This is a genomic window from Nocardia neocaledoniensis (assembly GCF_029868625.1).
GTDB lineage: Bacteria > Actinomycetota > Actinomycetes > Mycobacteriales > Mycobacteriaceae > Nocardia > Nocardia neocaledoniensis_A.
Genome location: NZ_JARWOJ010000367.1, coordinates 26,096 through 51,393 on the forward strand (window position 1 = coordinate 26,096; position 25,298 = coordinate 51,393).

The window sequence follows — 25,298 nt, forward strand, 5'->3', positions numbered from 1 at the left end:
CACCGTGGTCCGTAACCTCCTCTACGCAATGTAAGGTAAGCCTACGCAAAATACGAGAGGTGAGTTCATGCGGATCGTGTCGTTCGGCTTTCAAACCTGGGGTCGCAAGACTTTGCAGGCACTCATCGACTCCGAGCACGAGGCGGTCCTCGCGGTCACCCATCCGGCCGCGGATTCCGCCTACAAGGCGATCTGGAACGACTCGGTCGAGGAGCTGGCCCGCGAGCACGGCATCCCGGTGCACCTGACCGAACGCGCCGACGCCGAGACCATCGAACTGGTCAAGCGCGCCGAGCCGGACGTGATCGTCGTGAACAGCTGGTACACCTGGATGCCCGCCGAGCTGTACGACATGCCGCCGCACGGCACCCTCAACCTGCACGACTCACTGCTGCCGAAGTTCACCGGCTTCTCCCCGGTGCTGTGGGCCCTGATCAGCGGCGCCGAGGAATTCGGGCTCACCGTGCACCGCATGGACGAGCAGCTCGACACCGGCGACATCCTGGTACAGAAGCGCCTGCCGATCCCGGCCGGCGCCACCGGCACCGAACTCGTCCTCGCCGGCATGGAACTGATCCCGGGCGCCGTGCACGAGGCCCTCGCCGCGCTGACCGACGGCACCGCGGTCTGGACGCCGCAGAACAAGGCCGAACGCACCTACTTCCACAAGCGCTCCGATCGCGACAGCCGGATCGACTGGTCCTGGGACGCGGTCGACCTGGAACGGTTCGTGCGCGCGCTGTCGGCGCCCTACCCCCGCGCCTACTCCCACTACCGCGGTGAGCGGATCGAGGTGCTCCACGCGGTGATCTCCGAGGCTCGCTACGGCGGCACCGCCGGACGGGTCATCGTGCAGGAAGGCGGCGGCGCGGTCGTCTGCGGCGCGAACACGCACCGCGGCGGCAATACCGCGCTCGTCATCACCCCCGTCAGGACAGCCGACCCCCCCCCACACCCCACAGGCCGAAAAATAAACCCCCGGGGCGATATAAAACCACCCCCCCCCCCCACCCCGCGGGGCCTTATTTTTCCCCCGGGGGGGCAAACACCCCCCCCCCCCCCCCCTCCCCCCCCCCCCCGCCGGGGCCCCGGGGGGGGCCCCCGGTTCGCGCTCCCAGTTCCAGAGGCACCATGACCCACCCCGATGAGACCACCCACGCCCGCCGACCGCTCACCGCGGCCCAACGGGAGGTGTGGCTGGCTCAGCAGCTGCTCGGGCCGGTGCCGCTGACCGTCGCCCAATACGTCGACCTGACCGGGCCGCTCGACCTCGAGCTGTATCAGCGCGCCGCCCGCGCCGCGGCCCGGGAACTGGGCGCCTACCTGCGGTTCACCATCGTCGACGGCGAGCCGGGGCAGCAACTCGATCACGGCATCGCCGACCGCGTCGTCGTGCGGGACCACTCGGCCGAGCCGGATCCGTACGCCGCGGCGCTGGCCTGGATGCGCGCGGACCAGTGCGCGCCGTTCGACCTCGCCGTCGATCCGCCGATCGCGACCACCGTGCTGCGGCTGGGTCCGCGGCATCACCTGCTCTACACGCGCGCCCACCATGTCGCGCTCGACGGCTACGGCGCCCTGCGCATGCAACAGGTGCTGGCGCGGCATTACGAGGCGGCGCTGGCCGGGACGGAACTTCCCGTGGTGGAAACGGATTCGACCGCCGTGCTGGCCGCGGCCGAACGTGACTACGTCGCCTCGCGCCGGTACGAGACCGACCGGCGGTACTGGAGTGAGCGGATCGGCGAGCTGCCCGCGCCGGTCAGCCTCGCTGCGCGGTCGGGCGACCCCGATCCGCTCCCGCGCCACGCGCGCGCCGAGCTGCCCGAATCGCTGGTCGCGCGGCTGGCCGACCGCGGCGGTCTGCCCGGCAACGCCGTGGTCCTGGTGGCGGCCTTCGCCGCGTTCCTCGGCAGGCTCGCCGATGCCGACCCGGTGGTGCTCAGCCTGCCCGTCACGGCGAGAACCGTTGCGGCGCTGCGTGCTTGCGGCGGCATGACGTCCAATATCGTGCCGTTGCGCTGCTCGGGCGACACCGTCGGCGCGGCCATCGCCGAGGCAGGCGCCGCGCTGGGCGGGGCGCTGCGGCATCAGCGCTATCGCGGGGCCGACATGCTCCGCGACAGCGGACGCCAGGCGCGCTCGCTGGGCTTCGGGCCCGCGGTCAACATCATGAACTTCCACACCGAGCAGGTGCTGGGGCAGGCGCGGGGCACGATCCATCTGTTGTCGACGGGACCGGTCGAGGATCTCGCGCTCAATGTGTATCCGGTCGGCGGTTCGCGGTTGCGGGTCGAGTTCGAGGCGAATCGGCATCGGTACACCGGTGCGGAGGTCGCCGCGCACCTCGACCGCTTCGTCGGCTTCCTCACCGCCTTCGCGGCCGCCGCCGACGACATGCCGATCGTCGACCTGCCCGTGCTCAGCGATACCGAACGGGAGCTGCTGGTGCCGTGGCGCGGTCCGCGGGCGGTGGCTCCGGCGACACTGAGCGAACTGATCGCCGCCGCCGTCGCGGAGAACCCGGACGGCATCGCCGTCGCGTACGACGGAAAACGCTGGACCTACCGGGAATTCGACGCGTGGACCGACCGGATCGCCGACACGCTGCGGGCCGCGGGCGCGGGCCCGGAGACGTTGGTCGCCATGGTGATGGAACGGTCCGCCGCCTCGGTCGGCGCCGTCTGGGCCATCACCAAGACCGGGGCCGGGTTCGTGCCGATCGATGCCGGCTACCCCGCCGAGCGCATCGCGCACATCCTCGGTGACTGCGGCGCGAACCTGGGGGTGACCACCGCCGAGCACCGCGCGAGCGTGCCGGACTCGGTGGCCTGGACGCTGCTCGACCCGGCGGGCCCCGGCCCGGCGGACACGACGCCGACCGCACCGCCGACCCGGCCGACGATCCGCCCCGAGAACCCGGCCTACCTGATCTACACCTCCGGCTCGACCGGCGTTCCCAAGGGCGTGCTGGTGACGCACGGCGGCCTGGCCAACCTCGCCGCCGAACGGCGCGATCGCTACGCGCTGCGGCCGGGCGCGCGCACCCTGCACCACGCCTCGCCGGGATTCGACATGGCGGTCGGCGAGATCCTGTGCGGCCTGGCCGGCGCGGCCACGCTCGTCGTGGCCCCGCGCTATGTGATGGCCGGACCCGACCTGGCCGAGCTCATCCGCCGCGAACGGCTGACCAACGCCATCATCACCCCGGCGGTCCTGGCCACCCTCGATCCCGAGACGCTGCCCGAGTTGCGCGTCCTCGGAGTCGGCGGCGAGGCGATCCGCCCCGACCTGGTCGCCGCCTGGTCACGAACCAGGTTGATGCGCAACGGATACGGGCCGACCGAAGCCACCGACATCGCGACGATCGCCGAGCTCGAGCCCGATCGCGCCGTCACCATCGGCGCGCCCCTGCGCGGCTTCCACGCGCTGGTGCTGGATGCCCGGTTGCGGCCGGTGCCGCCCGGGGTCATCGGCGAGCTCTACATCGGCGGACCCGCGCTCGCCCGCGGGTACCACGGCAAGCACGCGCTCACCGCGGCGCGCTTCGTGGCCGACCCGTTCGGCCCGCCCGGCGGCCGGGTGTATCGCACCGGTGACCTCGTCACCATCACGCCCGGCGCCCAGCCGGAGCTGATCTACCACGGCCGCAGCGACTTCCAGATCAAGGTCCGCGGGCACCGCATCGAGCCGGGGGAGATCGAGACCGCGCTCACCGGCCTGCCCGGTGTCGCCCGCGCGGCCGTCACCGCGCACACGGACACCCGCGGCACCCATCTGGTGGCGTACCTGGTGCCGGACGGTCCACTCGAGGTGGGCGCCGTCCGCGCGCGGATCGCCGAGAACCTGCCGCCCTATCTGCGGCCGAGCGCCTACGTGCTGCTCGACTCCCTGCCGCTGACGCCCAACGGCAAACTCGACAGCCGACGGCTACCGCCACCGGTGTTCGCCCACAACGGTTCCCGGGCCGCCACCACGGCGGCCGAGCGGTCCGTCGCGGCCGCCGTCGCCGCGGTCCTCGGGATCGACGAGCCCGGTGCGGAGGAGGACTTCTTCGAGCTGGGCGGCACGTCGCTCACCGCGACCGCGCTCGCGGCCAGGCTCGGCGTCGGGGTCCGCACGGTCTTCGACGCGCCGACCGTCGCGGCGCTGGCCCTGCGGCTCGACGACCCGGCGCGCGCCGGTGTCCCCGAGCCGGTGCCGGGCCAACGACCCGAGGTGCTCGCGCCCGCACCCGCGCAGCTGCGGATGTGGCTGCTGAATCAGCTCTACCGGGAGTCCTCGGCCTATCACCTGCCGCTCGTCCTGCGGCTGACCGGACCGCTGGACGTGGCCGCGCTGGCCGCCGCCGCCGACGACGTGGTGCGCAGGCACGAGGTGTTGCGCACCGTGTACCCCGACAGCAGCACCGGACCCCGGGTGCGCGTGCTGCCCGCCGACGGCGTGTCGGCGGCGGCGCCGCTGATCGCGCGACCGGTCACCGAGGGGGAGCTGGATGCCGAGCTCGCGCGCGTCATCGCCGCGCCGTTCGACGTGACCACGGACCTGCCCATCCGCACGGCACTGTGGCGGCTGGGCGCCGAGGAGCACGTTCTCGCGCTGGTCGCGCACCACATCGCCGCCGACGGTTGGTCGTACGGTCCGCTGGTCGCCGACCTGACCACCGCCTACGCCGCCAGGGCCGCCGGGACCCCGCCGGGCTGGGACCCGCTGCCCCTGCAGTACGCGGACTACACCCTGTGGCAGCACCAGCGGCTCGGCGACCGCGGCGATGCGCGGTCCGTGGCCGCGCGTCAGCTCGCGCAGTGGGTGCGGGCACTGGACGGCGCGACCGACCGGCCCCCGCTGCCCACCGATCGGGTGCGCGCTCCCGGTGCCGGACGCCCCGGCGGCGGGGCGGGCGCGACGGTGGAATTCGAGATCGGCGCGCGGACCGCGGCGGCACTGGCCGACCTGGCCAGGCAGCACGACGCGACTCCCTTCATGGTCGGCTACAGCGCGTTCACCGTCCTGCTCGGCCACCTCGCCGGGGCGACCGATGTCACCGTCGGGACTCCGGTGGCCGGGCGGGGCCATCCCGCGCTGGACCCGCTGGTCGGCATGTTCGTCAACACGCTGCCGCTGCGCCTGACCCTGGACCCCGCCGACCATTTCACGGCGGTGCTGGCGCGGGCGCGCGAGGTCACCCTCGCGGCCCTCGACAACGCTGACGTGCCCTTCGACCACATCGTGGAGGCGGTCAACCCGCCCCGTGACGACACCAGGCACCCGTTGTTCGACGCGGTGTTCTCCTACGAGAACCTCCCCGAGCCGCCGCCGTTGCGGCTGGGCGCGGCGTCGGCGAGCGTGCTCGAAACACCCACCGGGACCACCCATTTCGATCTCTCGCTGACGCTGCGCGCAGGGGCCGGGGTCGACGGACTGGCCGGCAGCTTCCACTTCGCCACCGATCTCTACGACCCGGCGACGGTGCGAGGCTTCGCCGCCCGGTTCGAGCGCCTCCTCGCCGAGATCCTCGCCCGGCCCGACGCCACGGTCGCCCAGCTGTGGGACGGTGTCGCCGACGGACACGGGACACCGTCCCGGGTAGCGGTGGACTCCGTGCCCACCGTGGCAGCGCCCACGGAACCCGCCACGGTGCGCGAGCTCGCGGTCGCCCGGGTCTTCGCCGACGTGCTCGACCGCGAGTCGATCGGGGTCGACGAGAACTTCTTCACCCTCGGCGGCACCTCGCTGCTGGTGTTCACGCTGCGGTCCGAATTGCGCGCCCAGCTCGGCATCGACGCCGATCCGCGCACCCTGTTCGAATCGCCGACACCCCGCGCGGTGACGGCGGCGGTCTCGGCGGAATCGATCGCCGCCACCGACGCGCACTGGCTCGCGACACTGACCGCCGACGCGGTCCTCGATCCCGCGATCGCGCCGCCCGCGGAATTCACGCCGGCGCCGATCGAGGCCGGCGAGGTGCTGCTGACCGGCGCGACCGGTTTCGTCGGCATCCACCTGCTGCGCGAGCTGCTCGATCGCACCGCCGCGCGGATCTGGTGCCTGGTGCGCGCCGAGGACGCCGACGGCGTGCGGCGCAGGCTCCGCGCGACCCTCGACCGGTACGGGCTCGCCGCAGACGAGCTCGAGCGCGTCGTCCCGGTGCCCGCCGATCTGGCCGCGCCGCGTTTCGGCCTCGCCGACGCCGAGTGGGCCGAGCTGGCCGAGCGGGTCGAGGTGATCTATCACAACGGTGCCCGCGTGAACCATCTCGAGTCGTACGCGACGCTGCGCGCGGCGAATATCGCCGGCACCGTCGAGATCCTGCGGCTGGCGGTCGACACCAGGGTGAAGACCCTGCACTACGTGTCCACGGTGTCGGCCGCGGTCGCCACCGCGCACACCGGTGTGGTCACCGAGGACAGCCGCATCACCGTGGCCGAGGTGCCGCGCAACGGGTATCTGGCCACCAAGTGGGTGGCCGAGGAACTCGTCCTGGCGGCGGCCGAACGCGGGCTGCCGGTCACCATCCATCGGCCGGGTCTGGTCGCGGGCGCGATCGGCAGCGGTGCGATCAGCACCGACGACGCGTTCTGGACGCTCATCCGTTCGGCCGCGCACCTGGGGGTGGCGCCCGACATCGAGAACGCCGACGTCACCTTGGCCCCGGTGGACTACGTGGCGCGCGCCCTGGTGACGCTGGCCACGCGTCGGCCGCCGCGCGGCGAGGTCCATCACCTCGTCAACAGTGCGCCGACCGGCGTCGGTGACATCCTGAACACACTGCGCCGCAAGGGTTTTCCGATCGATATCGTGTCGGTGGAGGACGCCGCCGAACGGTTGAGCGGCCGTCTCTCCGAGCACGCCGACCTGATGCGGGCGGCCCTGATCGCCGAGAATTACCTCAACGGCGGCGGTGATGCCCTGCTCGTCGACGACACCGCCACCAGGGCCGTCCTCGCCGAGCTCGGTGTGCGGTGCCCGCGCATCGACGACGCCGTCCTCGACCGCTACGTGGAAGGGTTCATCGCCGAGGGCCTGCTGCCCGCACCGATCGGGTAGGAGCGCGTAGGCGCGCTGTGGCGCCGAGATTTTTCCGATCACCGGCCATCCGGACCGCCGGGCTGGCCGAACTCCGTGGCATCCAAACCAGTGCGGCACCTTCGCCGCTCGACGGAAGTGACGGAAACGATCATGCGAACCCTGCGCACCACTCTCGCCGCGACAGCACTTCTCGGTTCGATGCTCGGCGCCTCGGCCTGTTCCGGTGACGACGACACCACCGCCGCGCCGACCTCGGCCCCGTCGACGTCCTCGGCCTCGTCGACCATGGCCGAGTCCGCGGATTCGGGCCTGGTCGGCCCCGGCTGCGCCGACTACGCCGCCCAGGTCCCCAGCGGGCCCGGTTCGGTGAGCGGCATGGCCCAGGACCCGGTGGCCGTCGCCGCGAGCAACAACCCGATGCTCACCACGCTCGTCTCGGCGGTCTCGGGCAAGCTCAACCCCCAGGTGAATCTGGTCGACACCCTCAACGGTGGCCAGTTCACCGTGTTCGCGCCCGTCGACTCGGCGTTCGCGAAGATCGACCCGGCCACGATCGAATCGTTGAAGACCGACTCGGCGACCCTCACCAAGATCCTGACCTATCACGTGGTGCCGGGCCAGATCGCGCCGCAGTCGATCGCGGGCGAGCACAAGACCGTCGAAGGTGCCGAGGTGACGGTGACCGGCTCCGGTGACACGCTCGCGGTCGGCGACGCGAAGGTGATCTGCGGCGGTGTCCGCACGGCGAACGCTACCGTGTACATGATCGACAGCGTGCTCATGCCGCCTGCCGCATGACGGCGGTGACGGTCGGTCGGCCGAGAAGGGCGTCGCCGAAAAAAGTCGCCGTCGACGCCCATCCGAACCGGAGCGCTGTCCGAAGTCCCTCTCATGCTGATGCGAGCAGGTACCCCACGATGACGAACGGGCAGCGCGCCGCACCGATCCGCCTGCGGTCGGTGCCGGATCCCGCGCCCGCGTGCCCCGCCGTCGCCAAGCCCGACCACGCGGTCCAGGCCCGGCTCATCACCTTGCTGGACGAGGTGGCCGCCGGTGACCGTCGCGCCTTCGCCGAGTTCTACCGGGCGACGAGTCCCCGGGTGTTCGGGCTCGCGCTGCGGGTGGTGCGCGGCCACGGCGCCGCCGAGGACATCACCCAGGAGGTGTTCCTCCAGGTGTGGTCGCTGGCGGGCGAGTACGACGCGAGCAAGGCCAGCCCGATCGGCTGGCTGATGATGCTCACCCACCGGCGCGCGGTCGACCGGGTGCGGGCCGAACAGTCCGCCACCAACCGTGACCTGGTGTTCGGGCACGCCCACCTCGGCCGCGATCACGACATCGTGGCCGAGGAGGTCACCCAGCGGCTCGACGAGCAATCCGTGCTGGACTGCCTCGACACGATGACCGAATTGCAGCGCGAGGCGGTGGCGCTGGCGTACTACAGCGGGCGCACCTACGCCGAGGTCTCGGAGACCTTGGCGGTGCCGTTGCCGACGGTGAAGAGCCGGATCAGAGACGGGCTCAAGCGGCTGGAGAATTGTTTGACCGGAGGTGGTTCCCGATGAGCGAGACAGGTCGGCGGACCCCCTGGTCGTGGCTCGACGAGGCCTATCCGTACGCCCTCGACGCGCTCGACGCGCAGCAGCGGCGGGCGGTCGACAACTGGCTCGACGCCGCGGGCCCCGAGACGGCCGCGGAGTTCCTGGCCACGGTCAGCCGGATCCAGGAGACCGTGGCGGCATTGTCGATCACCGACGCGGTACCACCGCCGGCCCGGCTCGAAGCCGCGCTGATGCGGGCGCTGGACCAGCTCGATCCGCAGGTCCGTCCGCCGGTCCGGCGCACGGACGCCGACCGGCGATGGCAGTGGCGTTGGTTCATGGCCGCCGCGGCGCTGATCGTCGCGGTCGGCGCCGGTTCCTGGATCGCCGCCGTGGTCGAGCGGGGTGACGGCGGCACCGGCGCGATCACCGCGCAGCAGGTGCTCGAGGAACCCGACAGCCGGGAGTCCTCGGTGCCCATCGAGGGCGGTGGCGCGATGTCGGTGGCGCAGTCCGCCGCGCTGGGCGCCGCGGCGGTGTCGTTCCGGGACATGCCCCCGTTGCCGGACGACCGCGCGTACCAGCTGTGGCGCATCCCGTCGGGGAACTCGCCGCAGTCGGTGGCCGTCATGGCCGGAGCGGCCGGTGAGGCCTCCGTGGTCACCGCGGTGAACCCCGCCGACACCCTCGCGGTGACGGTCGAGCCCGCCGGTGGCTCGCCGGGTCCCACCACACCGGCGATTGTCAGCATGGCAGTCGGCTGACCCGCTCTCGGCGGGCCGTGCCGGCACTCGAGACCCCAGGAGTGACAGCATGGTTCGCCGTACAGCGCGCACCCCTCGCCAGTTGGGCCGCACCGCAGCCGCGGCGGCGGTGACCGCGGCCGCGGCCACGGTCCTCGGCGTCGGTCATCTCGTCGCGGCCTTCGTCGACCCGATCGCGTCGCCGTTCTTCGTCCTGGGCGCCACCGTCGTCGATCACACGCCGAAGTGGTTGAAGGACAACGCCATCCGCTGGTTCGGCACCAATGACAAGCTCGCGCTGGCGGTGACGATGGCGGTGGTCATGGTGCTGGCGGCGGTGGCGATCGGTCTGCTCGCCCGCCGGGTGCCGTGGCTCGCGGTGGGCGCGCTCGGCGTGCTCGGCACCGCCGTGGCGACGCTGGCGTTGCTCCGGCCGACCGCCGATCCGTCGTTCGCCGTTCCGGCGCTGGTGGGGACGGCGGTGGGAACCGGCGCGCTGTGTCTGCTGCTGTGGGCTCCGGTCGCGCGCCGTGGCGATGACGGGCTCTCGCGTCGCGGCTTCCTGCTGGCGGTGGCGGCGGTGGCCGCGGGCGCCGCGACGGCGGGCGCCGCCGGTCGCCTCATCGGGGCCAGGTTGCGCGACATCACCGCCGACCGCGCGGCTTTCGTGGTGCCCCGGGCGGCCGAAGCGGCTCCTCCCGTGCTGCCCGAGATGGATCTCGCGGTGCCCGGTCTGACCCGGATGATCACCCCCGCCGACAACTTCTACCGCATCGATACGGCCCTCCAGTTGCCGTCGCTGACCCGGGCGCAGTGGCGGCTGCGCATCCACGGCATGGTGCGGCGGGAGATCGTGCTGGACTTCGACGCGCTGGACGCGCGCCGCGCCGTCGAATCGTTGATCACGCTGACCTGTGTGTCGAACGAGGTCGGTGGTGATCTCGCCGGGACGGCGGTCTGGACCGGCTACCGGCTCGACGAGTTGCTGGCCGAGGCAGGGCCCGACCCCGCGGCGGACATGATCCTCTCGCGCAGCGTCGACGGCTTCACCGCGGGAACCCCGCTGGACGCGATCCTCGGAAACCCGCAGGCGCTGCTGGCCGTCGGGATGAACGGTGCCGCACTGCCCGTCGCGCACGGGTATCCGGCGCGGATGATCGTGCCCGGACTCTACGGCTACGTCTCGGCCACCAAATGGGTGGTGGAGCTCGAGGTCACCCGCTTCGACCGCGCCCGCGCGTACTGGACCGAACGAGGTTGGGCCCCAGAGGCTCCCATCAAGACGGCATCGCGCATCGACGTGCCCGCCGCGTTCGCGACGCTCGCGCCCGGCCCGGTGACCGTGGCCGGGGTCGCCTGGGCGCAGGGCCGGGGGATCGCCGCGGTCGAGGTGCGCGTGGACGACGGCGCGTGGCAGCGGGCCACCCTCGCGGCGGCCTACTCCACCGACACCTGGCGTCAGTGGACCTGGCGCTGGGACGCCTCGCCCGGCACCCACACGGTGCGCGTGCGTGCCGTCGACGGCACCGGAACGGTGCAGACCGACGAGCGCGTGCCCCCCTTCCCCGACGGCGCGACGGGCTGGCACAACCGGGTGGTGACCGTGCGCTGACACGACCCGACGGCAAGGCGTGACCGGACAACGAGCTGTGAGGAGCGACATGGGTGAAGTAGTCGTCGCGAGCACCGTCAGAGACGGCGATCGCGAGTTCGGGATCGAGATCTCCGAACCGGAGCAGGACGCCGCCACCCGCGGCTGGCAGTGCACCTATCGCGTGGACGGCACCCGCACGCGCAGAGTGCGCGGTCCCGACCGCCTGGCCGCGTTGTACGCGGCCCTGATCGACATCCACAGCGCCGCAGCACTGTTCGTCCCCGGGCAGGGACGCTCGCAGGTGGATGGCCCGCGGCAGCCCGGGCGGCCACCCGGCGCCGACACCTCGGCGGCGCACAGTGCGCGGACCCGCGAATTCGGTCCGCCGCTGGGAGCGCGGGCCGTCGAGACGGCGCACGGCCCGGTGGTGGTCGTCCTCGGACGCCCCCGCCGCGATCCGCATCGCCCGCACACCTGCCTGTGCCCGTTCCGCATCGCCGATCGCACCGAAGCCTTCGGACAGGGCTTCGACGAGGTACACGCGGTGATGTCCGCGATCCGGGGCGCCGGCGCGATCTTGGGCGTGCCGAGCGATTGGCCGGCGCCTCGGTCCGCCACCCCGCAACCATCCGCGAGTCCGCGGCATGCCCGTTCACCCCACGACGAGAGGTCTTCCCGACAGTGAGAACGCAACGACGAACCGCCGGTCCGCGATTCGCGCGGCTGACGGCGGTGAGCGCCGCGACCGTGGCCTGTGTGATGTTCCCGGCCGCGGCCGGGAACGCCGAACCGGAGGCCGCGCGCATCGTGTCCGTGTCCTCGATCGACGAGCGACGCGACGACATCGCGGTCTTCTCGCCCGCCATGGGCAAGCCGATCACGGTGCAGGTGACCCGCGCGGCGGACCCCGCCGGTGGCAGACCCACGCTGTATCTGCTCAACGGATCGCAGGGCGGGCCCAACGGCAGTGGCTGGGACGCGCAGACCGACGCCCAGCAATTCCTGCGTGGCAAGGACGTCAACGTCGTCACCCCGGTCGGTGGCGCGAGTTCGTACTACACGGACTGGATCCGGGACGACGCGGTGCTCGGCCGCAACAAGTGGCAGACCTTCCTCAATGACGAACTGCCCGCCGTGGTCGAGAACTACCTGAACGCGAACGGCGATCGCGCGGTGGCGGGCGTCTCGATGAGCGGCACCTCCGTGCTGAACCTGGCGATCGCCAAGCCCGGATTCTGGAAGGCCGCGGCCTCCTACAGCGGCTGCGCCCAGACCTCGGACCCCATCGGGCAGGAATTCGTGCGGATCACCGTCGAGAACTGGGGTGGGGGACAGAGCGTCGAGAACATGTGGGGTCCGCGCGGCGGGGAGCTCTGGCGAGCCAACGATCCGCTGATCAACGCCGAGAAGCTGCGCGGCACCGACCTCTATCTGAGTACCGGCACCGGGATTCCCGCCGCGCCGCACGACACCCCGGCCGATCCGCGCGTCCAGGACGGCCGGATTCCGTTGCCGGTCCAGATCGCCTTCGGCGGGCCGATCGAGGCGGCCGTGCGCTTCTGCACCGCCAACCTCGCCCAGCGCCTGCACACGCTGGCCATCCCGGTCACGGTCGACGAACGGCCGGTGGGTACCCATTCCTGGGGCTACTGGGAGGACGATCTGAAGAGCTCGTGGCCGTTCCTGGCGCGGTCGATCGGCAGCCGCACGAGCTGACAGACTCCTAATGAGGGTTGCCTTGCCTAATTCGATGATCTAGGGTTCGCGGAGCAGTTGCCACGTGAAGGAGGATCGTCATCGCGAACCTGGATCGACAGGGAAGTGCCCTCAGCCGCCGCCGGTTCTTCGCGGTCGCCGGGGCGGTCGGGCTGAGCGCGGGGCTGGTGGCCTGCGCCGGTGGCGCGGACGAAGCACCCGAGGGCGCCGGGAGCTGGGAGTTCTCCGACGGGCGCGGCGGCACGGTCCGGTCGGGTTCGACGCCGAGCCGGGTGGTGGCGTTCACCGGGTCCGCGGGGGCGCTGGTCGACTACGGGGTGCGCGAAGGCATCGCGGGAATCTTCGGTGAGGCGCGGTCGGCGGATCTGCTCGGCGAACTCGATCCGACCTCGGTGACGGTGATCGGAGACGCCTGGGGTCAGTTCGACATCGAGAAGTACGCGACGCTCGAGCCCGACCTGCTCGTCACCGATTCCTATGTGCCCGGGCGGCTTTGGTATGTCCCGGACGACAACCTGGCCAAGATCGAGTCCGCGAACCCGAACGTGGTCGCGGTGCAGATCGCCGGTCAGCGGCTGCCCGACATCATCGCGCGGTACCGGGCGCTGGCCGAGGCACTCGGCGGCGACACCGCGTCCGCGGCGGTCGCGGCCGCCGAGCAGCGCTTCGCCGCCGCGTCCCAGGCGGTGCGCGACGCGGTGGTGGCGAACCCTGGGGTGCGCGTGCTCGCCGCCTCGGCCAGTCCCGAGCTCTTCTACGCGTCCGACCCCCGCGCTTCCGCCGATCTGAGCTATTTCACCGAGCTCGGTGTCGAGTTCGTCGTTCCCGACCAGGTGGACCCCGGCGGCTATTTCCAATCCCTGAGCTGGGAAATGGCCGACCGCTACCCGGCCGACCTGCTCCTGCTCGACGACCGCGGCTCGAGCCTGCAGCCGACCGCGCTCGCCGACCGCCCGGTCTGGCGGAACCTCCCCGTGGTCGCCGCCGGCCAGGTCGCCCCCTGGTCGCCGATCTTCCGCTTCTCCCACGCCGCCACCGCGCCCCTGCTGGAACGGCTGGCGACCACCCTCCGCGCCGCGAAGAAGGTGCGCTGACCACGCGAAGGATCGCCGCCACGGACGGCCGGTTCCGCGCCGATCAGGTCTGAGGCACGGTGGCGCCCGCGAGCTCGTCCGGGTCACGGAAGGTGTTGCGGCGTAGGTGATGCGGAGCTCGCCGGCCGCGAGAAGTGGCGGGGTTCACGGAATGTTCTCGCCGCCGACCAGCCGTAGCACGCTGGCGCGCAGGACCTTCTCGGCGTCCGGTTGCGCCATCCGGCCGGACCTGACCTCGTCGCCCGCGGCGTGGCTGACGGCGACGATCGCGGTGACCAGCCACGGCGCGCTCAGGCTGTCGTCGAACTCGCCCGCCCGCTGGCCGCGCCGGACGAGCCGCAGCAATCGGTCGTTGACCGGGAGCTGCCGGTCCTCGTCGCGTTGCCGGGCGAACGCCCCGACGTGTTGGGCGAGCGGGGTGACGCGGAAGAACCGCCAGCCCACCGCGAGCATGCGCAGCAAAGCGTCGCGCGCGGGCCCGCTGTCCAGGTCGGCTTCGCGCATCGCGGCCACCGCCTGTTCGGTCGTACGCGTGATGACGGCGTCGACCAAGTCGTCGCGAGAACCGAAGTGCGCGTAGACGGTTTGCCGCGTCACGCCCGCCTCGGCGGCGATGGCCGCCATGCCCGCCTCGGGGTGGGTGGCCAGTAGCCGGGTGGCGGCGTCGAGGACGGCGGCTCTGCTGCGGGTCGCGTCCGCGCGCCGCTTCGGTTCCCGTGGTCCGGTCAAAGTCTTACACCCTTGTCAAAATTGTGGGGCGAACCTAGCCTTTACATGTCTGTAAGAATTCTACGGCTGGAGTGTCTTGAAGTCCGTCCCCGTGCTGTCGCGCTCGCTCGCCCTGTTCGCCACCGGCCTGCTCGCCGGCGCCTTCGGCTATGGCGCCGCCAATCTCGTCCCGACCTTTCATCGCGTGCCACTGCAGATGCGCCTGGAATTCCACACCGAACTCATGCGCAACAACAGCGTGAGCATGCAGGCGACCATGGCGGTGGCGGCGCTGAGCTGCCTGGTCGTCGCCGCGCTCGCGAGCGGGCGCGCCCGGTGGCTTGCGGGGACGGCGACCGCGCTGGTCGTCGCCTCGTTCGCGATCACCCGCCTCGGCAATGTGCCGATCAATCAGCAGATCAACCGATGGGCCGTCAGTGGGGCTCCGGCGGACTACGCGTCGATCCTGTCCCGCTGGGACCAGTTCCACTTCCTGCGCACCGGAACCGCGCTGGCGGCCTTCGCTGTGATGATCGCCCTGGTTATGAGTGCGCGGAGAATGTCGAGCGGCCGGAACCCCTGAGTTCAGGGGTTTCTGAATACAGGAAAATCTGTATCATTTGGGTGATGACAGCGATTACCGCACTGGCCCTGTATCTGATCTTCGGCGCGCTCGGCTTCGGCTGGCGCAGCTGGCGGCAGTACCAGACGACCGGTTCCACTGGATTCCGCGGCATCAGCGGCCGCCCCGGTTCGCTCGAATGGTTCGCCGGGGTCGGGTTCGTGGTCGCGATCCTCGTCGGCCTCGCCGCTCCGGTTCTGCAACTGGCCGGGGCGGTCTCGCCGGTGCGGTTCCTCAGCGCCGCACCGGTTCAGGCGGCGGGCGGGCTGCTCGCCCTCGCCGGAATCGCGGCGACCCTGTACGCGCAGAACCAGATGGGCGAATCCTGGCGCATCGGCGTCGACGCCGGCGAGACGACCCGCTTGGTCCGCACCGGCGTCTTCGGTCTGGTCCGCAATCCGATCTTCGCCGCGATGCTCCTGTTCGCCGCGGGCGTCACACTGTTGGTCCCGAATGTCCTCGCGCTGTTGGCATTCGCGCTGCTCCTGACGACGATCGAGCTCCAGGTACGTGTCGTCGAAGAGCCCTACCTGTCGCGGGTCCACGGCGCGGACTATCGCGACTATCGCGTCACGACAGGCAGATTCGTCCCCGGACTCGGCCGCGCGTCCGGCGCGTGACGCGGTGGCGGTGCGCCGGAACCCGGCCCACCGCCACCCGCGTGGTCTTGCTCAGTGACCGCGCGCGATCCATTCCGCCAGGGCCGGCTTCTCGGCGCCGATGGTGGTCGTGTCGCCGTGGCCGGTGTGGACCGTGGTCTGCTCCGGCAGGGTGAGCAGGCGGTCGCGGATGGAATCGATGATGGTGTCGAAGTCGGAGAACGAGCGGCCCGTGGCGCCGGGTCCACCGGCGAACAGGGTGTCGCCGGTGAACAGGGCCGCCAGCTCCGGTAGGTGCAGGGAGACCGAACCGGGGGAGTGGCCGGGGGTGTGCAGGATGTCGATATCGGTGCCCGCCACCGTGATCCGGTTCGTGTCGGCCAGCGAGCGGTACCCGGCGTCGGGGTGGGTCATCCGCCACAGCGGTTCGTCGCCCGGATGGAGCAGGACCGGCGCGTCGAGGCGCGCGGCCAGTTCCGGGGCGACGGTGACGTGATCGTTGTGACCGTGCGTGCACAGGATCGCGGTGACGTGCCGGGAACCGACCGCGGCCGCGATGGCCTCGGCGTCGTGCGCCGCGTCGACGACCACGACCTCGTCGTCGTCCCCGATCAGCCACACATTGTTGTCGACTTCCCAGGTACCGCCGTCGAGCGCGAAAACGCCCGAGGTGACGACCTTCTCGATGCGGGCGCTCACCGGACCACCACCGAGCGCAGCACCTTGCCCGCGCCCATGGCCGCGAACGCCGCCTCGACATCGTCGAGGCCGATCCGCTCGGTGACGAAACGGTCCAGCGGCAGCCTGCCCTGCCGGTAGAGGTCGACGAGCATCGGGAAGTCGCGTTCGGGCAGGCAGTCGCCGTACCAGGACGACTTCAGCGCGCCGCCGTGGGAGAACAGGTCGATCAGCGGCATGTCCAGGGTCATGTCCGGGGTCGGGACGCCGACGAGCACGACGGTGCCCGCCAGGTCGCGGCCGTAGAACGCCTGCTTCCAGGTCTCCGGCCTGCCGACCGCGTCGATCACCACGTCGGCGCCCCAGCCGTCGGTGAGTTCCTTGATCCGCTCCACGACGTCCTCGGCGCTCGCGTCGATCGTGTGGGTGGCGCCGAACTCCCTGGCCCACTCCAGCTTCCGTGGATCGCGATCGATCGCGATGATGGTGCCCGCCCCGGCGAGCCGGGCGCCTGCCACGGCCGCGTCGCCGACACCGCCGCAGCCGATCACCGCGACGCTGTCACCGCGCGAGACGGCGCCGGTGTTCATCGCGGCGCCGATGCCCGCCATCACGCCGCAGCCGAGCAGGCCCGCCACCGCCGGATCGGTCTCGGGATCGACCTTGGTGCACTGCTTCTCGTGCACGAGCGTCTTGTCGGCGAAGGCGCCGATGCCCAGCGCCGGGGTGAGCGGGGTGCCGTCGGTGAGTGTCATCGGGACGCTCGCGTTGTGGGTGTCGAAGCAGTACCACGGGCGGCCGCGGCGACAGGCCCGGCACTCCCCGCACACCGCGCGCCAGTTCAGCACCACCACATCGCCCTCGGCGACATGGGTGACCGCGGCGCCGACGGTCTCCACCACGCCGGCGGCCTCGTGGCCGAGCAGGAACGGGAACTGGTCGTTGATCCCGCCCTCGCGGTAGTGCAGGTCGGTGTGGCAGACGCCGCAGGCCTGGACGCGGACGACCACATCGTGCGGTCCCGGATCGGGGATGACGATGTCGACGGTCTCGACCGGCGCGTCCTGCGCTCGGGCGATGACGGCGCGTACGGTCTCGGGCATGCGGTACTCCTAGGGTCGGCGTGATCTCCTCCCACGCTAGCGCCGCGCCCGCTCGCTCAGTCGGGGATGGGTGGTATCTCGCCGGTCGGTGTGCCGAGTTCTTCGCGCACATGATGTTCCACGAGCAGCGGCACGAAGTCCCGGACGTGCACCTGCGCGAAATGGTCGTAGGCGTGCTGGACGATGTCGGCGATCTCGGCGGGGGCGATCGTGGGATAACGGATGGTCAGCCGTTCGATGACCTCGTCGAGTTGCTGGTCCTCGTGAGTAGTCATATCTCAGGGTTACCCCCGGACCCCGCCGGGTCAACACGTCACTTCTCGTCGAAGACCAGATCGGCCGGCGGATGGGTCAGGCGCACGGTGTCGCCCTCGACGACGGTGATGGCGTCCAGGCCGGTGGTGGAATGGCCGGTGGACAGGATGAAGAAGCGGTCGGCGGCCTGGGCGAGGAAGGCGGGGAACCCGGCCAGGGACAGGTCTCCGTCGCCGAGTTCGAGATAGTCGGCGAGGCGGCGGAAGAGCTTGGGCAGCAGCACCAGGTCGTCGGTGAGCGAGGTCGGGGAGGTCACCGCCGCGCCGGTGGTCGTCACGTCGGCCGCCCACACACCGAGTGGGGTGGGCGCGGTGGCGGCGGCGGTCGCGACCGCCGCGAATTCCGCGCGCAAGGTGGGGAACAGGCTGCGATAGAACGTCGGATAGGCCAGTCCGGTCGCCAGCTGGTGGTGGTTGAGGGTGAGCCGCAGCAGGGCGACGTCGACGAACATCTCGCTGCCGGAGGCCTGCGGCGCGGCCCCTCGACCGGCGAACGCGACACAGCGGCCGTGCAGATCGGCGCCGCGGGTGAGGATGAAGCCGGGAACGGTGTCCTGGTCGGTGGCGGTCACCGTCTCCGCCTCGTTGCGCACCACACCGGTGAACCCCAGCCAGGCGAGCAGCTCCGCGGCGGCCGCGTGCGCCAAGGCGAGCGGCTGGTGGGTGCGGGTGCCGTGCCGGGGGGTGTAGTGCGTCTCGAGCGAGTCGACGCCGTCCAGGCGCAGCTGCGCGGCACCGGAGGCATTGCGCTTGACGCGGTGTGGGCCCGGCACGCGGTCCCATACGGTCGGGTCGTCGGGCCGGAAGCGCACCGAGTCGCCGTCGGGCTGGGCGCCCTCGGCGACGAACACTCCGGAGATCAGCAGAAACGGCATCGCGTGTCCTTCGTCTCGTGCGCGGGGCCGCCCGGGGGCGGTGGGCACCGGGCGGGCGTACCGCACCCAGTCTGGATATGCGCTGGCGCGCAGGGCAATACGGCCACCTCGATGGTTCGTCCGCTGTTCACGCGACGGTCACCACGGCCGGTCATAGACGGTGTCGATCGGAGTGATCGGTGTTGCGTCCTGGACGCGATCGGCCCTGGTGGGCACGGTGGAGGCGAGCTGACCAGAGGAGAAACCATGCATCCCGCTCGATCGACAGTCCGTGGCGCCCGCGCGAGTGTGCTCGCCCTCGCTGTGCTCGCGGTGGGCATCGGCGCCTGCGCCGCCGACCCGGCGACGCCCGCCGCGGCGACCTCGACCTCGGCCGTGGCGCCCGCGCCGGCAGGCACGACGACGCAGGCGCCGCAGCCCACCCGTCAGCTCGACCACAGCCTCGACGACGACCTGCTCGACGCCGCCGAGGCCGACGACGCCGACCGCGTGCGCGACCTGATCGCCCGCGGCGCCGACCTGGAGGCGCGCGACGACGACGGCCGCACCCCGCTGGTCGAGGCCACCAAGAACCGCGCGAGCGCGGCCGCGCTCGCGCTGATCGACGCGGGCGCCGACGTGAACGCCAAGGACGACCTGCAAGACTCGGCCTACCTGTACGCGGGAGCCGAGGGGATCGACGACATCCTCGCCGCCACCCTCAGCCACGGCGCCGACCTGCGCAGCGTCAACCGCTACGGCGGCACCGCGCTCATCCCCGCCAGCGAGCACGGGCATGTGAGCACCGTGCGCATGCTGATCGCCGCCGGGGTCGATGTCGACCACGTCAACACGCCGCGGTGGACGGCCCTGCAGGAGGCGATCGTCTACGGCGACGGCTCCCAGCGCTACCAGGAGACCGTCACCGCGCTGCTCGACGCGGGCGCCGACCCGCGGATCCGCGACGCGGACGGGCGCACCGCGCTGGAGAACGCCGAACGTCTCGGCCAGGACGCGATCGTGGCGTTGCTGCGCGGACGCTGAGGCTCACCGGCGTTCACCCGCGCGGACTATCCTCCATATATGGCCGAGGAAGCGCTGTTCCTGGACCCCGTGATCGGTCGACCGGCGATCAAGATCGGCTACTTTCCCGATCAATGGGCCTTCGACCGGTTCGCCGCCGCCTACACCGCCGCGATGGCGGTGTTGCCGAGGCCCGATGCGATCGCCGCCGTCTCGACGACCTTCGGTCCGGTGCGCGCGTATCGCTTCGGCCCCGGCGGCGACACCCCGCTGGTGCTCCTGGCCGGACGGCAGGCCTCCACCCCGATGTGGGCGGCGAACCTGCCCGGCCTGCTGGCTCAACGCACCGTGTGGGCGGTCGACAGCATCGGCGAACCGGGCGCGAGTGCCCAGCACCGGGAACTGGAGAACGGCCGTGATCAGGCGACCTGGATCGCGGAAACCCTTGCCGGACTTGGTCTTGCGCGCGCCCACCTGCTCGGGGTGAGCATCGGGGGGAACCTGGCGGTGCAGACGGCGCTGCATCGGCCCGAAGTCGTCGCCTCGATCACCCTGCTCGATCCGGCCAACACCTTCGCCCCACTGAGCTGGAAGATGATCGCGGTGTCGCTGGGCAGCACCGTGCCGATGATGCCGGACAGCGTGCGCCACCGGTTGCTGAGCTGGATCTCCGGGGGTGTCCCCGTCGACGACACGGTGCCGGAGGGTCGGCTCATCGCGTCGGGCATGAAGGACTATCGGGGCGCGCAGCCGTTGCTGCCGCGCCCGACCGAAGAGCAGTTGCGCGGCCTCACCGTCCCGGTCCTCGCCCTGTTCGCCGGTCGCAGCATCGTGCACGACGCGGCGAAGGCCGCCGAGACCGCGCGGCTGATCCCCGGCGCGCAGGTGGAGGTGTGGCCGGACGCCTCGCACGCGATCAACGGCGAGTACCCGGACCGCATCGCCCGGCGCTTCGCCGAATTCACCGCGACGAGCTGATCGTTCCGGTGTCGCCGTGCCGCGCGAGCGTGGCCCGGTAGTGGGCGGGCGCGACCCCGAACTGCCGCACGAACGCCTGCCGGAGCGACTCGGCTGTGCCGAAACCACAGCGCGTCGCGATCACCGCGACCGGCGTCGTCGTGTGCACGAGCAACTGCGCCGCGGCCTCGACCCGCGCGCGGCGGATGTGCCTGCCGGGCGTGACGCCGAGATATCGGCCGAACAGGCGGGTCAGGTGGCGAGCGCTCACCCCTTCGCGCGCGGCGAGCGCCGCGGTGGACAGATCGTCGGCCAGATGCGCGGCGATGTGGGCGGTGACGCGGCGCACGAGCGCGTGCTCGGCCTGCGGCTGCGCGATGAACATGCTCATCTGCGCCTGCGAACCCGGCCGCTGCAGATAGGTCACCAGACCGCGCGCGACCTGCCTGGCGAGCTCCGCGCCGTGGTCCTCCTCGACGAAATCGAGCATGAGGTCGATCGCGCTGGTCATGCCCGCGGCCGTCGCCACCCGGCCGTCGCGGATGTAGATCGGGTCGGAATCGACGGTGACATCGGGGTATTCGGCGGCCAGTTCGTCGGCCGTGATCCAGTGCGTGGTCGCCCGCTTGCCGTCGAGCAGCCCGGCCGCCGCCAGCACGCTCGCGCCGGTGCAGACCGAGGCGACGCGGCGACTCACCGCGGCGAGCCGCCGGACATGGGCGACGAGGGCTGTGTCGCGCGCCGCGTCCTGATGACCGAGACCGCCGGAAACGACCAGGGAGTCGAGGGGCCCGGTGATCTGCTCCAGCCGCGCCTCGCCGTGTAGCCGCAGTCCGGAATCGCAGGTGATCGTGCGGCCACCCCTGGTCGCCAGCTCGATCCGGTACGCCGGGTCGGCGCCGATCCGATTGGCGAGGGCCAGGGTGGTGGTGACGCACGACAGGTCGAGCAGTTCGGCGCCGTCGTAGCCGATGACGACAACGGTCCTGGCACCCATGTGGTCAGTGTAAATGCGCGCGGCGTCGTCGGCGCAGGTCTGTTCTGCCAGGAATCCCAAGAAAACAGACGCGATGGGCCGGGGCTGTCGACCTCCCCGTCGATCGGGCGCGACGCTGAGCGGACATCGATCCACGGAGGCGTGACATGACTGCCCGAACCGAACGTATACCCCTGCGGCGCGGGTCTTTTCCGGACGCGGCACTGCACCGCTGGCCGAGTCTGCTCGCCCTGGGCCTGGTGGTGCTGATCTGGCCGACCGGGGCGGAGACCACGGTCCGGATGCTGGCCGAGGTGCTCGTCGTCCTGCCGCTGATCTATCTGGTCACCGCGGCGCTGGGCCGGGCCGATCGCACCTGGCTCGTCTTCGGCGCGCTCACCGTCCTGTTCGGCGCGCTCGCCGCCCAGGACGTCGTGCCGACGACGGCGGGCTTGACGGTGGTGGCCGTGCTCGCCGTGGCGCCGGCGGCGCGGACCGGCCGGGTCGACCGGGTCTTCCTGCTGCAAGTCGCGGGCTTCGTCCTCTTCACCACGATCGCGGTGCTGGCCCAGCACGTCGACCTCGGCCTGGCGCGGGTCCTCGTCGCGGCGGGCTGGTTCGCCCACGGCCTGTGGGACTACGAGCACCGGCACGCACATCGCACGGTCGCCCGCAGCTTCGCCGAGTTCTGCGGCCTGATCGATGTGCTCGTCGGCGTGGCGGTGCTGCTGGTGCCCTGACCGGACCGTAACCACGGCGCGCGAACGACGTTCTGACGCGGCACTATTCGGCGTCGCCGGCGATCCGGCCGAGGACGGCGCCGACGACCAGGAAACCGCTGTCGACGACGTCCTCCAATGGCTGGCGGTAGTCGTCGAGGACCCACTTCTGGGCGATGATCAGGATGGCGCCGACCAGCCCGAGGACGACCATCCGCACGCTCACCTCGGGGTGGTTGTCCAGGTCCACGTGCGGCGTCAGCAGGGCCAGGCAGATGTCGACCAGTGCGTCGAGGACGTCGTGATAGGCGCGATCGACCGTCGGGCTCACGCCGAGGATCTCGAAGAAGGCGATCCGCGGCACCCGGGGGTCGTCGCGGATGAGCTGGAAGTACGCCCTCAGCGCGCCGCGCACCCTGGTATCGATGTCGGCGTCGGTGTCGCCGATGCCGAGATGGATCGCCTCGAGCATGCGCGCGGTCACCTCGCGATACACCTCGAGCAGCAGATCCTCGCTGTCGGTGAAGGATTCGTAGAAGTACCGCTTGCCGACCCCGGCCGCGGTGCACAGCGTGATGACGGTGGTGTTGCGGTAGCCGTCGGTGCCGAAGGCCTCGGTCGCGGCCTCGATCAGCCGGGCCCGGCGCTCCCGCTGTCGCTGCCCTGGCGCGGCGCCGCGGTACCTGCGGCCGTCGGGGTCGAGTTCGGGCGCGCTCACGACACCGATTCTGTCAGGTGCGCTCTCGGAGCCGGTGCGCGCGTGGGGATCGCCGGGAACATGTTCTTGCGATCGAACGTGACGCAGGCTACGTTACTTCCCGGTACGGGAACGTCGTGGTTCCCGATGGTGGAGGGCTGAGACCGAAGCATGATCAAACATCGAGGGCGTTTCGCCGCCCTGATCGCGTCTGTCGTGGTGATGGTGGGGGCGGTCGCCTCGGCCCCGGTCGGCCAGGCATTGCCTGCCGACGGTGGCCTGGACGCGCAGTTCGTCGCCACCCACAACGGGCCGCAGCAGTACCCGAACGTGTTCATCGAATGGGACGTGCCGATCACCATGAGTGACGGAACGGTATTGAAAGCCAACGTCTATCACCCGGCGGGCGCCGACGGTCAGCCGATCGCCGAGCCGACGCCGACCATCGTCAATATGACGCCCTACACCAAGCTGGTGTCCAATATCGCGGACTCGACGCTCGCGGTGCCCGGGCTGTCGGAACTGCTGATGCCGGTGCTGCAGAACCTGGACTTCTCGCCCTTCGGCTTCAGCACCCTCAGCGACATGATGAAGGCGCTGCCCGGCGGCGCCGCCCGCACCTTCGGCGTCGACCGCAACCTGATCCGCGGCGGCTACACCCAGGTCGTCGTCGACGTGCGCGGCACCGGATTCTCCCAGGGCACCTGGCAGGTGTTCGGCGAACGCGAACAGCTCGACGGCGTCGAGGTGGTCGACTGGGCCGCGAAGCAGGGCTGGTCCAACGGCAAGATCGGCATGAGCGGCATCTCCTACTCGGGGATCAACCAGCTGCACACCGCGCAGCGTCAGCCCGAGGCGCTGAAGGCGATCTTCCCGATCGTGCCGGGCAGCGACCTCATCCGCGATGTCGCGGCGCCCGGCGGCGCGCTCGGCATCGGCTTCATCCCGGCCTGGCTGCTCGCCGTCGACGGCGCGAAACTGCTGCCCGACCTGGTCTCGATCCTGACCGGCAAGTTCGACTGGCAGTGGCTGGCCGACCGCGTGCGTGACCCGTTCACCTTCTTCAATGTCCTCATCGCGGCACTGACCACGCCGACGGTGGAACAGATTCCGCCGGAGATGGCCTCGATCCTCGACGACGAGAGCCCGCTGCGCACCGCCTGGGTCGGCGAACCGGATCAGGTGCGGGTACCGACGTTCCTCTACGGCGGCTGGCACGACATCTTCACCTACTCGACCCCGCGCATCTACAACGCCGTCGACGTGCCCGCTGAGCAGAAGAAGCTCATCATGGGCGACGTCTACCACGTGACGGTGAGCTCGGGCCTCGGCCAGGCCGGTGCGCCCGCCCCGCTGGAATCGTTGCAGCGCGCCTGGTTCGACAAGTGGCTCAAGGGCATCGACAACGGCGTCGACCGGTACGAGCCGGTCACCCTGTGGCAACAGGGCAGCGAGCAGTGGACCACCGACGTGGCCTTCCCGCGGCCGGGGATGCAGCACCGGCGGCTCTACCTGGACGCCGCGTCGTCGGGAACCGCCCCGGGCGCGCGGTACGACGGCAGCCTGGTCGCGTCGCCCGGTGCGGCGCAGCGGGTCTCGGTCGATCCCAGCCTCACCACGATCTGCTCGCGCGATGCCGCGCAGGGCACGGCGGGCCTGGTCCCGCTGCCGGATGTGTGCGTCGAGGACGCCAGGATCAGTGAGGGCGCCGCGCTGACCTTCACCTCCGCCCCGGTCACCCAGCCCACCCGGATCTCCGGTGCGATCGCCGCGCACCTGAACACCGTGCTCGACGCGACCGACGGGTACTGGACCGTCACGGTGAACGATGTCGCCCCCGACGGCCGCTCGACCGTGTGGACGCAGGGCCAGCTGATGGCCTCGCTGCGCGCGGTGGACGACGGCAAGTCCACCCGCTCGCCCAACGGTGACTACACCGACCCGTATCCGTTCCTCACCCTCGACACCCGCCAGCCGGTGGTGCCGGGCGAACCGACCACGATCGACATCGGCATCCGCGCCACCGACGGCGTGCTGCTGCCCGGCCACCGGCTGCGCGTCGACGTGTTCGCGAGCAACTTCCCCAGCGGAATCCCGTTGCGGCCGTTGCTGAACGAGAGCGGACTGCGCACCCAGCACCTCGAGCTCGATCCGGCGCGGCCGAGCTGGATCAACATTCCGATGGACACCGACCCCGGCTGGTGAGCCGGATTCACCCCGCCTCGAACAACCGCGTCAGGTCGTCGACGAACGCGGTGTAGGCCTTGGCCCCGGCGTTCCCCCGCCCGCCCCCGGGGGGGGTGCCCGGGGGCCCGCCCCCCAATTTGTGCC

At 71.3% G+C, this 25,298-nt stretch carries 22 protein-coding genes; 15 read left to right on the top strand and 7 right to left on the bottom strand.

Annotated features, from left to right (window positions below; all coding sequences use genetic code 11):
• Nucleotides 1-67 precede the first annotated feature (67 nt).
• From QH270_RS28605 to QH270_RS28645, 9 genes are all read left to right on the top strand, one after another.
• Nucleotides 68-1,135, top strand: coding sequence for a methionyl-tRNA formyltransferase (locus QH270_RS28605; RefSeq protein ID WP_280347183.1), 1,068 nt, complete (start codon nt 68-70; stop codon nt 1,133-1,135).
• Complete coding sequence (locus tag QH270_RS28610; protein ID WP_280347185.1) at nt 1,132-7,047, top strand: non-ribosomal peptide synthetase; 5,916 nt, start codon at nt 1,132-1,134, stop codon at nt 7,045-7,047. Before QH270_RS28605 ends, QH270_RS28610 begins: the two co-directional genes overlap by 4 nt.
• A gap of 132 nt (nt 7,048-7,179) precedes the next feature.
• Complete coding sequence (locus QH270_RS28615; RefSeq protein ID WP_280347187.1) at nt 7,180-7,827, top strand: fasciclin domain-containing protein; 648 nt, start codon at nt 7,180-7,182, stop codon at nt 7,825-7,827.
• Nucleotides 7,828-7,946: 119 nt separating this feature from the next.
• A complete protein-coding gene (gene sigK / locus QH270_RS28620; RefSeq protein WP_280347189.1) occupies nt 7,947-8,594 on the top strand; it encodes an ECF RNA polymerase sigma factor SigK in 648 nt (215 codons plus the stop codon).
• Entirely contained in the window at nt 8,591-9,334 is a 744-nt protein-coding gene (locus QH270_RS28625) for an anti-sigma factor (protein ID WP_280347191.1), read from the top strand. Before sigK ends, QH270_RS28625 begins: the two co-directional genes overlap by 4 nt.
• A gap of 49 nt (nt 9,335-9,383) precedes the next feature.
• Nucleotides 9,384-10,925 (top strand): molybdopterin-dependent oxidoreductase, encoded by a 1,542-nt coding sequence (locus tag QH270_RS28630; RefSeq protein WP_280347194.1) that lies wholly within the window; start codon nt 9,384-9,386, stop codon nt 10,923-10,925.
• Nucleotides 10,926-10,974: 49 nt separating this feature from the next.
• Nucleotides 10,975-11,592 (top strand): DUF6968 family protein, encoded by a 618-nt coding sequence (locus QH270_RS28635; protein ID WP_280347196.1) that lies wholly within the window; start codon nt 10,975-10,977, stop codon nt 11,590-11,592.
• A 47-nt stretch (nt 11,593-11,639) separates the two neighbouring features.
• Complete coding sequence (locus QH270_RS28640) at nt 11,640-12,623, top strand: alpha/beta hydrolase (RefSeq protein WP_280347198.1); 984 nt, start codon at nt 11,640-11,642, stop codon at nt 12,621-12,623.
• Nucleotides 12,624-12,790: 167 nt separating this feature from the next.
• A complete protein-coding gene (locus tag QH270_RS28645; RefSeq protein WP_280347200.1) occupies nt 12,791-13,717 on the top strand; it encodes an ABC transporter substrate-binding protein in 927 nt (308 codons plus the stop codon).
• A gap of 144 nt (nt 13,718-13,861) precedes the next feature.
• Here QH270_RS28645 and QH270_RS28650 read toward each other — a convergent pair whose 3' ends face one another.
• Nucleotides 13,862-14,446, bottom strand: a complete 585-nt coding sequence (locus QH270_RS28650) for a TetR/AcrR family transcriptional regulator (protein ID WP_280347203.1) — start codon at nt 14,444-14,446, stop codon at nt 13,862-13,864.
• 76 nt (nt 14,447-14,522) lie between these two features.
• Between QH270_RS28650 and QH270_RS28655 the strand changes: the two genes are divergently transcribed.
• Together QH270_RS28655 and QH270_RS28660 are read left to right on the top strand one after the other, a co-directional pair.
• Entirely contained in the window at nt 14,523-15,008 is a 486-nt protein-coding gene (locus QH270_RS28655; RefSeq protein ID WP_280347206.1) for a DUF1772 domain-containing protein, read from the top strand.
• Nucleotides 15,009-15,052: 44 nt separating this feature from the next.
• Nucleotides 15,053-15,667: a methyltransferase family protein gene (locus tag QH270_RS28660; RefSeq protein ID WP_280347208.1), complete on the top strand. Its 615-nt coding sequence runs from the start codon at nt 15,053-15,055 to the stop codon at nt 15,665-15,667.
• A gap of 51 nt (nt 15,668-15,718) precedes the next feature.
• Here QH270_RS28660 and QH270_RS28665 read toward each other — a convergent pair whose 3' ends face one another.
• Genes QH270_RS28665 through QH270_RS28680 form a run of 4 tightly spaced genes read right to left on the bottom strand, consistent with a single transcriptional unit; the run spans nt 15,719 to nt 18,616 of the window.
• Nucleotides 15,719-16,345 (bottom strand): MBL fold metallo-hydrolase, encoded by a 627-nt coding sequence (locus tag QH270_RS28665; protein WP_280347210.1) that lies wholly within the window; start codon nt 16,343-16,345, stop codon nt 15,719-15,721.
• Nucleotides 16,342-17,427, bottom strand: coding sequence for an S-(hydroxymethyl)mycothiol dehydrogenase (locus QH270_RS28670; RefSeq protein ID WP_280347212.1), 1,086 nt, complete (start codon nt 17,425-17,427; stop codon nt 16,342-16,344). Before QH270_RS28670 ends, QH270_RS28665 begins: the two co-directional genes overlap by 4 nt.
• 56 nt (nt 17,428-17,483) lie before the next feature.
• Complete coding sequence (locus tag QH270_RS28675; RefSeq protein ID WP_280347214.1) at nt 17,484-17,702, bottom strand: three-helix bundle dimerization domain-containing protein; 219 nt, start codon at nt 17,700-17,702, stop codon at nt 17,484-17,486.
• A gap of 38 nt (nt 17,703-17,740) precedes the next feature.
• A complete protein-coding gene (locus QH270_RS28680; protein WP_280347216.1) occupies nt 17,741-18,616 on the bottom strand; it encodes a hypothetical protein in 876 nt (291 codons plus the stop codon).
• Between the two features lie 246 nt (nt 18,617-18,862).
• Here QH270_RS28680 and QH270_RS28685 point away from each other — a divergent pair, with 246 nt between their 5' ends.
• Together QH270_RS28685 and QH270_RS28690 are read left to right on the top strand one after the other, a co-directional pair.
• Entirely contained in the window at nt 18,863-19,639 is a 777-nt protein-coding gene (locus QH270_RS28685; protein ID WP_280347218.1) for an ankyrin repeat domain-containing protein, read from the top strand.
• 39 nt (nt 19,640-19,678) lie between these two features.
• Nucleotides 19,679-20,596 carry an alpha/beta fold hydrolase gene (locus QH270_RS28690; protein WP_280347219.1) on the top strand — a complete coding sequence of 306 codons (918 nt, stop codon included), beginning with the start codon at nt 19,679-19,681 and terminating at the stop codon, nt 20,594-20,596.
• On the opposite strand, the gene QH270_RS28695 is transcribed toward QH270_RS28690, so the two are convergent.
• A complete protein-coding gene (locus QH270_RS28695; RefSeq protein ID WP_280347221.1) occupies nt 20,580-21,572 on the bottom strand; it encodes a GlxA family transcriptional regulator in 993 nt (330 codons plus the stop codon). The genes QH270_RS28690 and QH270_RS28695 overlap by 17 nt on opposite strands.
• Nucleotides 21,573-21,718: 146 nt before the next feature.
• Between QH270_RS28695 and QH270_RS28700 the strand changes: the two genes are divergently transcribed.
• Nucleotides 21,719-22,291 carry a hypothetical protein gene (locus QH270_RS28700; protein ID WP_280347223.1) on the top strand — a complete coding sequence of 191 codons (573 nt, stop codon included), beginning with the start codon at nt 21,719-21,721 and terminating at the stop codon, nt 22,289-22,291.
• A 43-nt stretch (nt 22,292-22,334) separates the two neighbouring features.
• Here the strand turns inward: QH270_RS28700 and QH270_RS28705 are convergent, their stop codons facing one another.
• A complete protein-coding gene (locus QH270_RS28705; RefSeq protein WP_280347225.1) occupies nt 22,335-22,988 on the bottom strand; it encodes a TetR/AcrR family transcriptional regulator in 654 nt (217 codons plus the stop codon).
• 150 nt (nt 22,989-23,138) lie between these two features.
• On the opposite strand from QH270_RS28705, the gene QH270_RS28710 reads away from it, so the two are divergent.
• Nucleotides 23,139-25,172: a CocE/NonD family hydrolase gene (locus QH270_RS28710; RefSeq protein ID WP_280347226.1), complete on the top strand. Its 2,034-nt coding sequence runs from the start codon at nt 23,139-23,141 to the stop codon at nt 25,170-25,172.
• Nucleotides 25,173-25,298: the final 126 nt, after the last annotated feature.

Bases quoted from the DNA above. Each gene is read 5' to 3' on its own strand.
- QH270_RS28610 (WP_280347185.1), top strand. From the start codon at position 1,132: ATGACCCACCCCGATGAGACCACCCACGCCCGCCGACCGCTCACCGCG.
- QH270_RS28630 (WP_280347194.1), top strand. From the start codon at position 9,384: ATGGTTCGCCGTACAGCGCGCACCCCTCGCCAGTTGGGCCGCACCGCA.
- QH270_RS28690 (WP_280347219.1), top strand. From the start codon at position 19,679: ATGGCCGAGGAAGCGCTGTTCCTGGACCCCGTGATCGGTCGACCGGCG.
- QH270_RS28625 (WP_280347191.1), top strand. From the start codon at position 8,591: ATGAGCGAGACAGGTCGGCGGACCCCCTGGTCGTGGCTCGACGAGGCC.
- QH270_RS28635 (WP_280347196.1), top strand. From the start codon at position 10,975: ATGGGTGAAGTAGTCGTCGCGAGCACCGTCAGAGACGGCGATCGCGAG.
- QH270_RS28675 (WP_280347214.1), bottom strand. From the start codon at position 17,702: ATGACTACTCACGAGGACCAGCAACTCGACGAGGTCATCGAACGGCTG.
- QH270_RS28660 (WP_280347208.1), top strand. From the start codon at position 15,053: ATGACAGCGATTACCGCACTGGCCCTGTATCTGATCTTCGGCGCGCTC.
- QH270_RS28615 (WP_280347187.1), top strand. From the start codon at position 7,180: ATGCGAACCCTGCGCACCACTCTCGCCGCGACAGCACTTCTCGGTTCG.
- QH270_RS28680 (WP_280347216.1), bottom strand. From the start codon at position 18,616: ATGCCGTTTCTGCTGATCTCCGGAGTGTTCGTCGCCGAGGGCGCCCAG.
- sigK (WP_280347189.1), top strand. From the start codon at position 7,947: ATGACGAACGGGCAGCGCGCCGCACCGATCCGCCTGCGGTCGGTGCCG.
- QH270_RS28710 (WP_280347226.1), top strand. From the start codon at position 23,139: ATGATCAAACATCGAGGGCGTTTCGCCGCCCTGATCGCGTCTGTCGTG.
- QH270_RS28670 (WP_280347212.1), bottom strand. From the start codon at position 17,427: ATGCCCGAGACCGTACGCGCCGTCATCGCCCGAGCGCAGGACGCGCCG.
- QH270_RS28695 (WP_280347221.1), bottom strand. From the start codon at position 21,572: ATGGGTGCCAGGACCGTTGTCGTCATCGGCTACGACGGCGCCGAACTG.
- QH270_RS28605 (WP_280347183.1), top strand. From the start codon at position 68: ATGCGGATCGTGTCGTTCGGCTTTCAAACCTGGGGTCGCAAGACTTTG.
- QH270_RS28685 (WP_280347218.1), top strand. From the start codon at position 18,863: ATGCATCCCGCTCGATCGACAGTCCGTGGCGCCCGCGCGAGTGTGCTC.
- QH270_RS28700 (WP_280347223.1), top strand. From the start codon at position 21,719: ATGACTGCCCGAACCGAACGTATACCCCTGCGGCGCGGGTCTTTTCCG.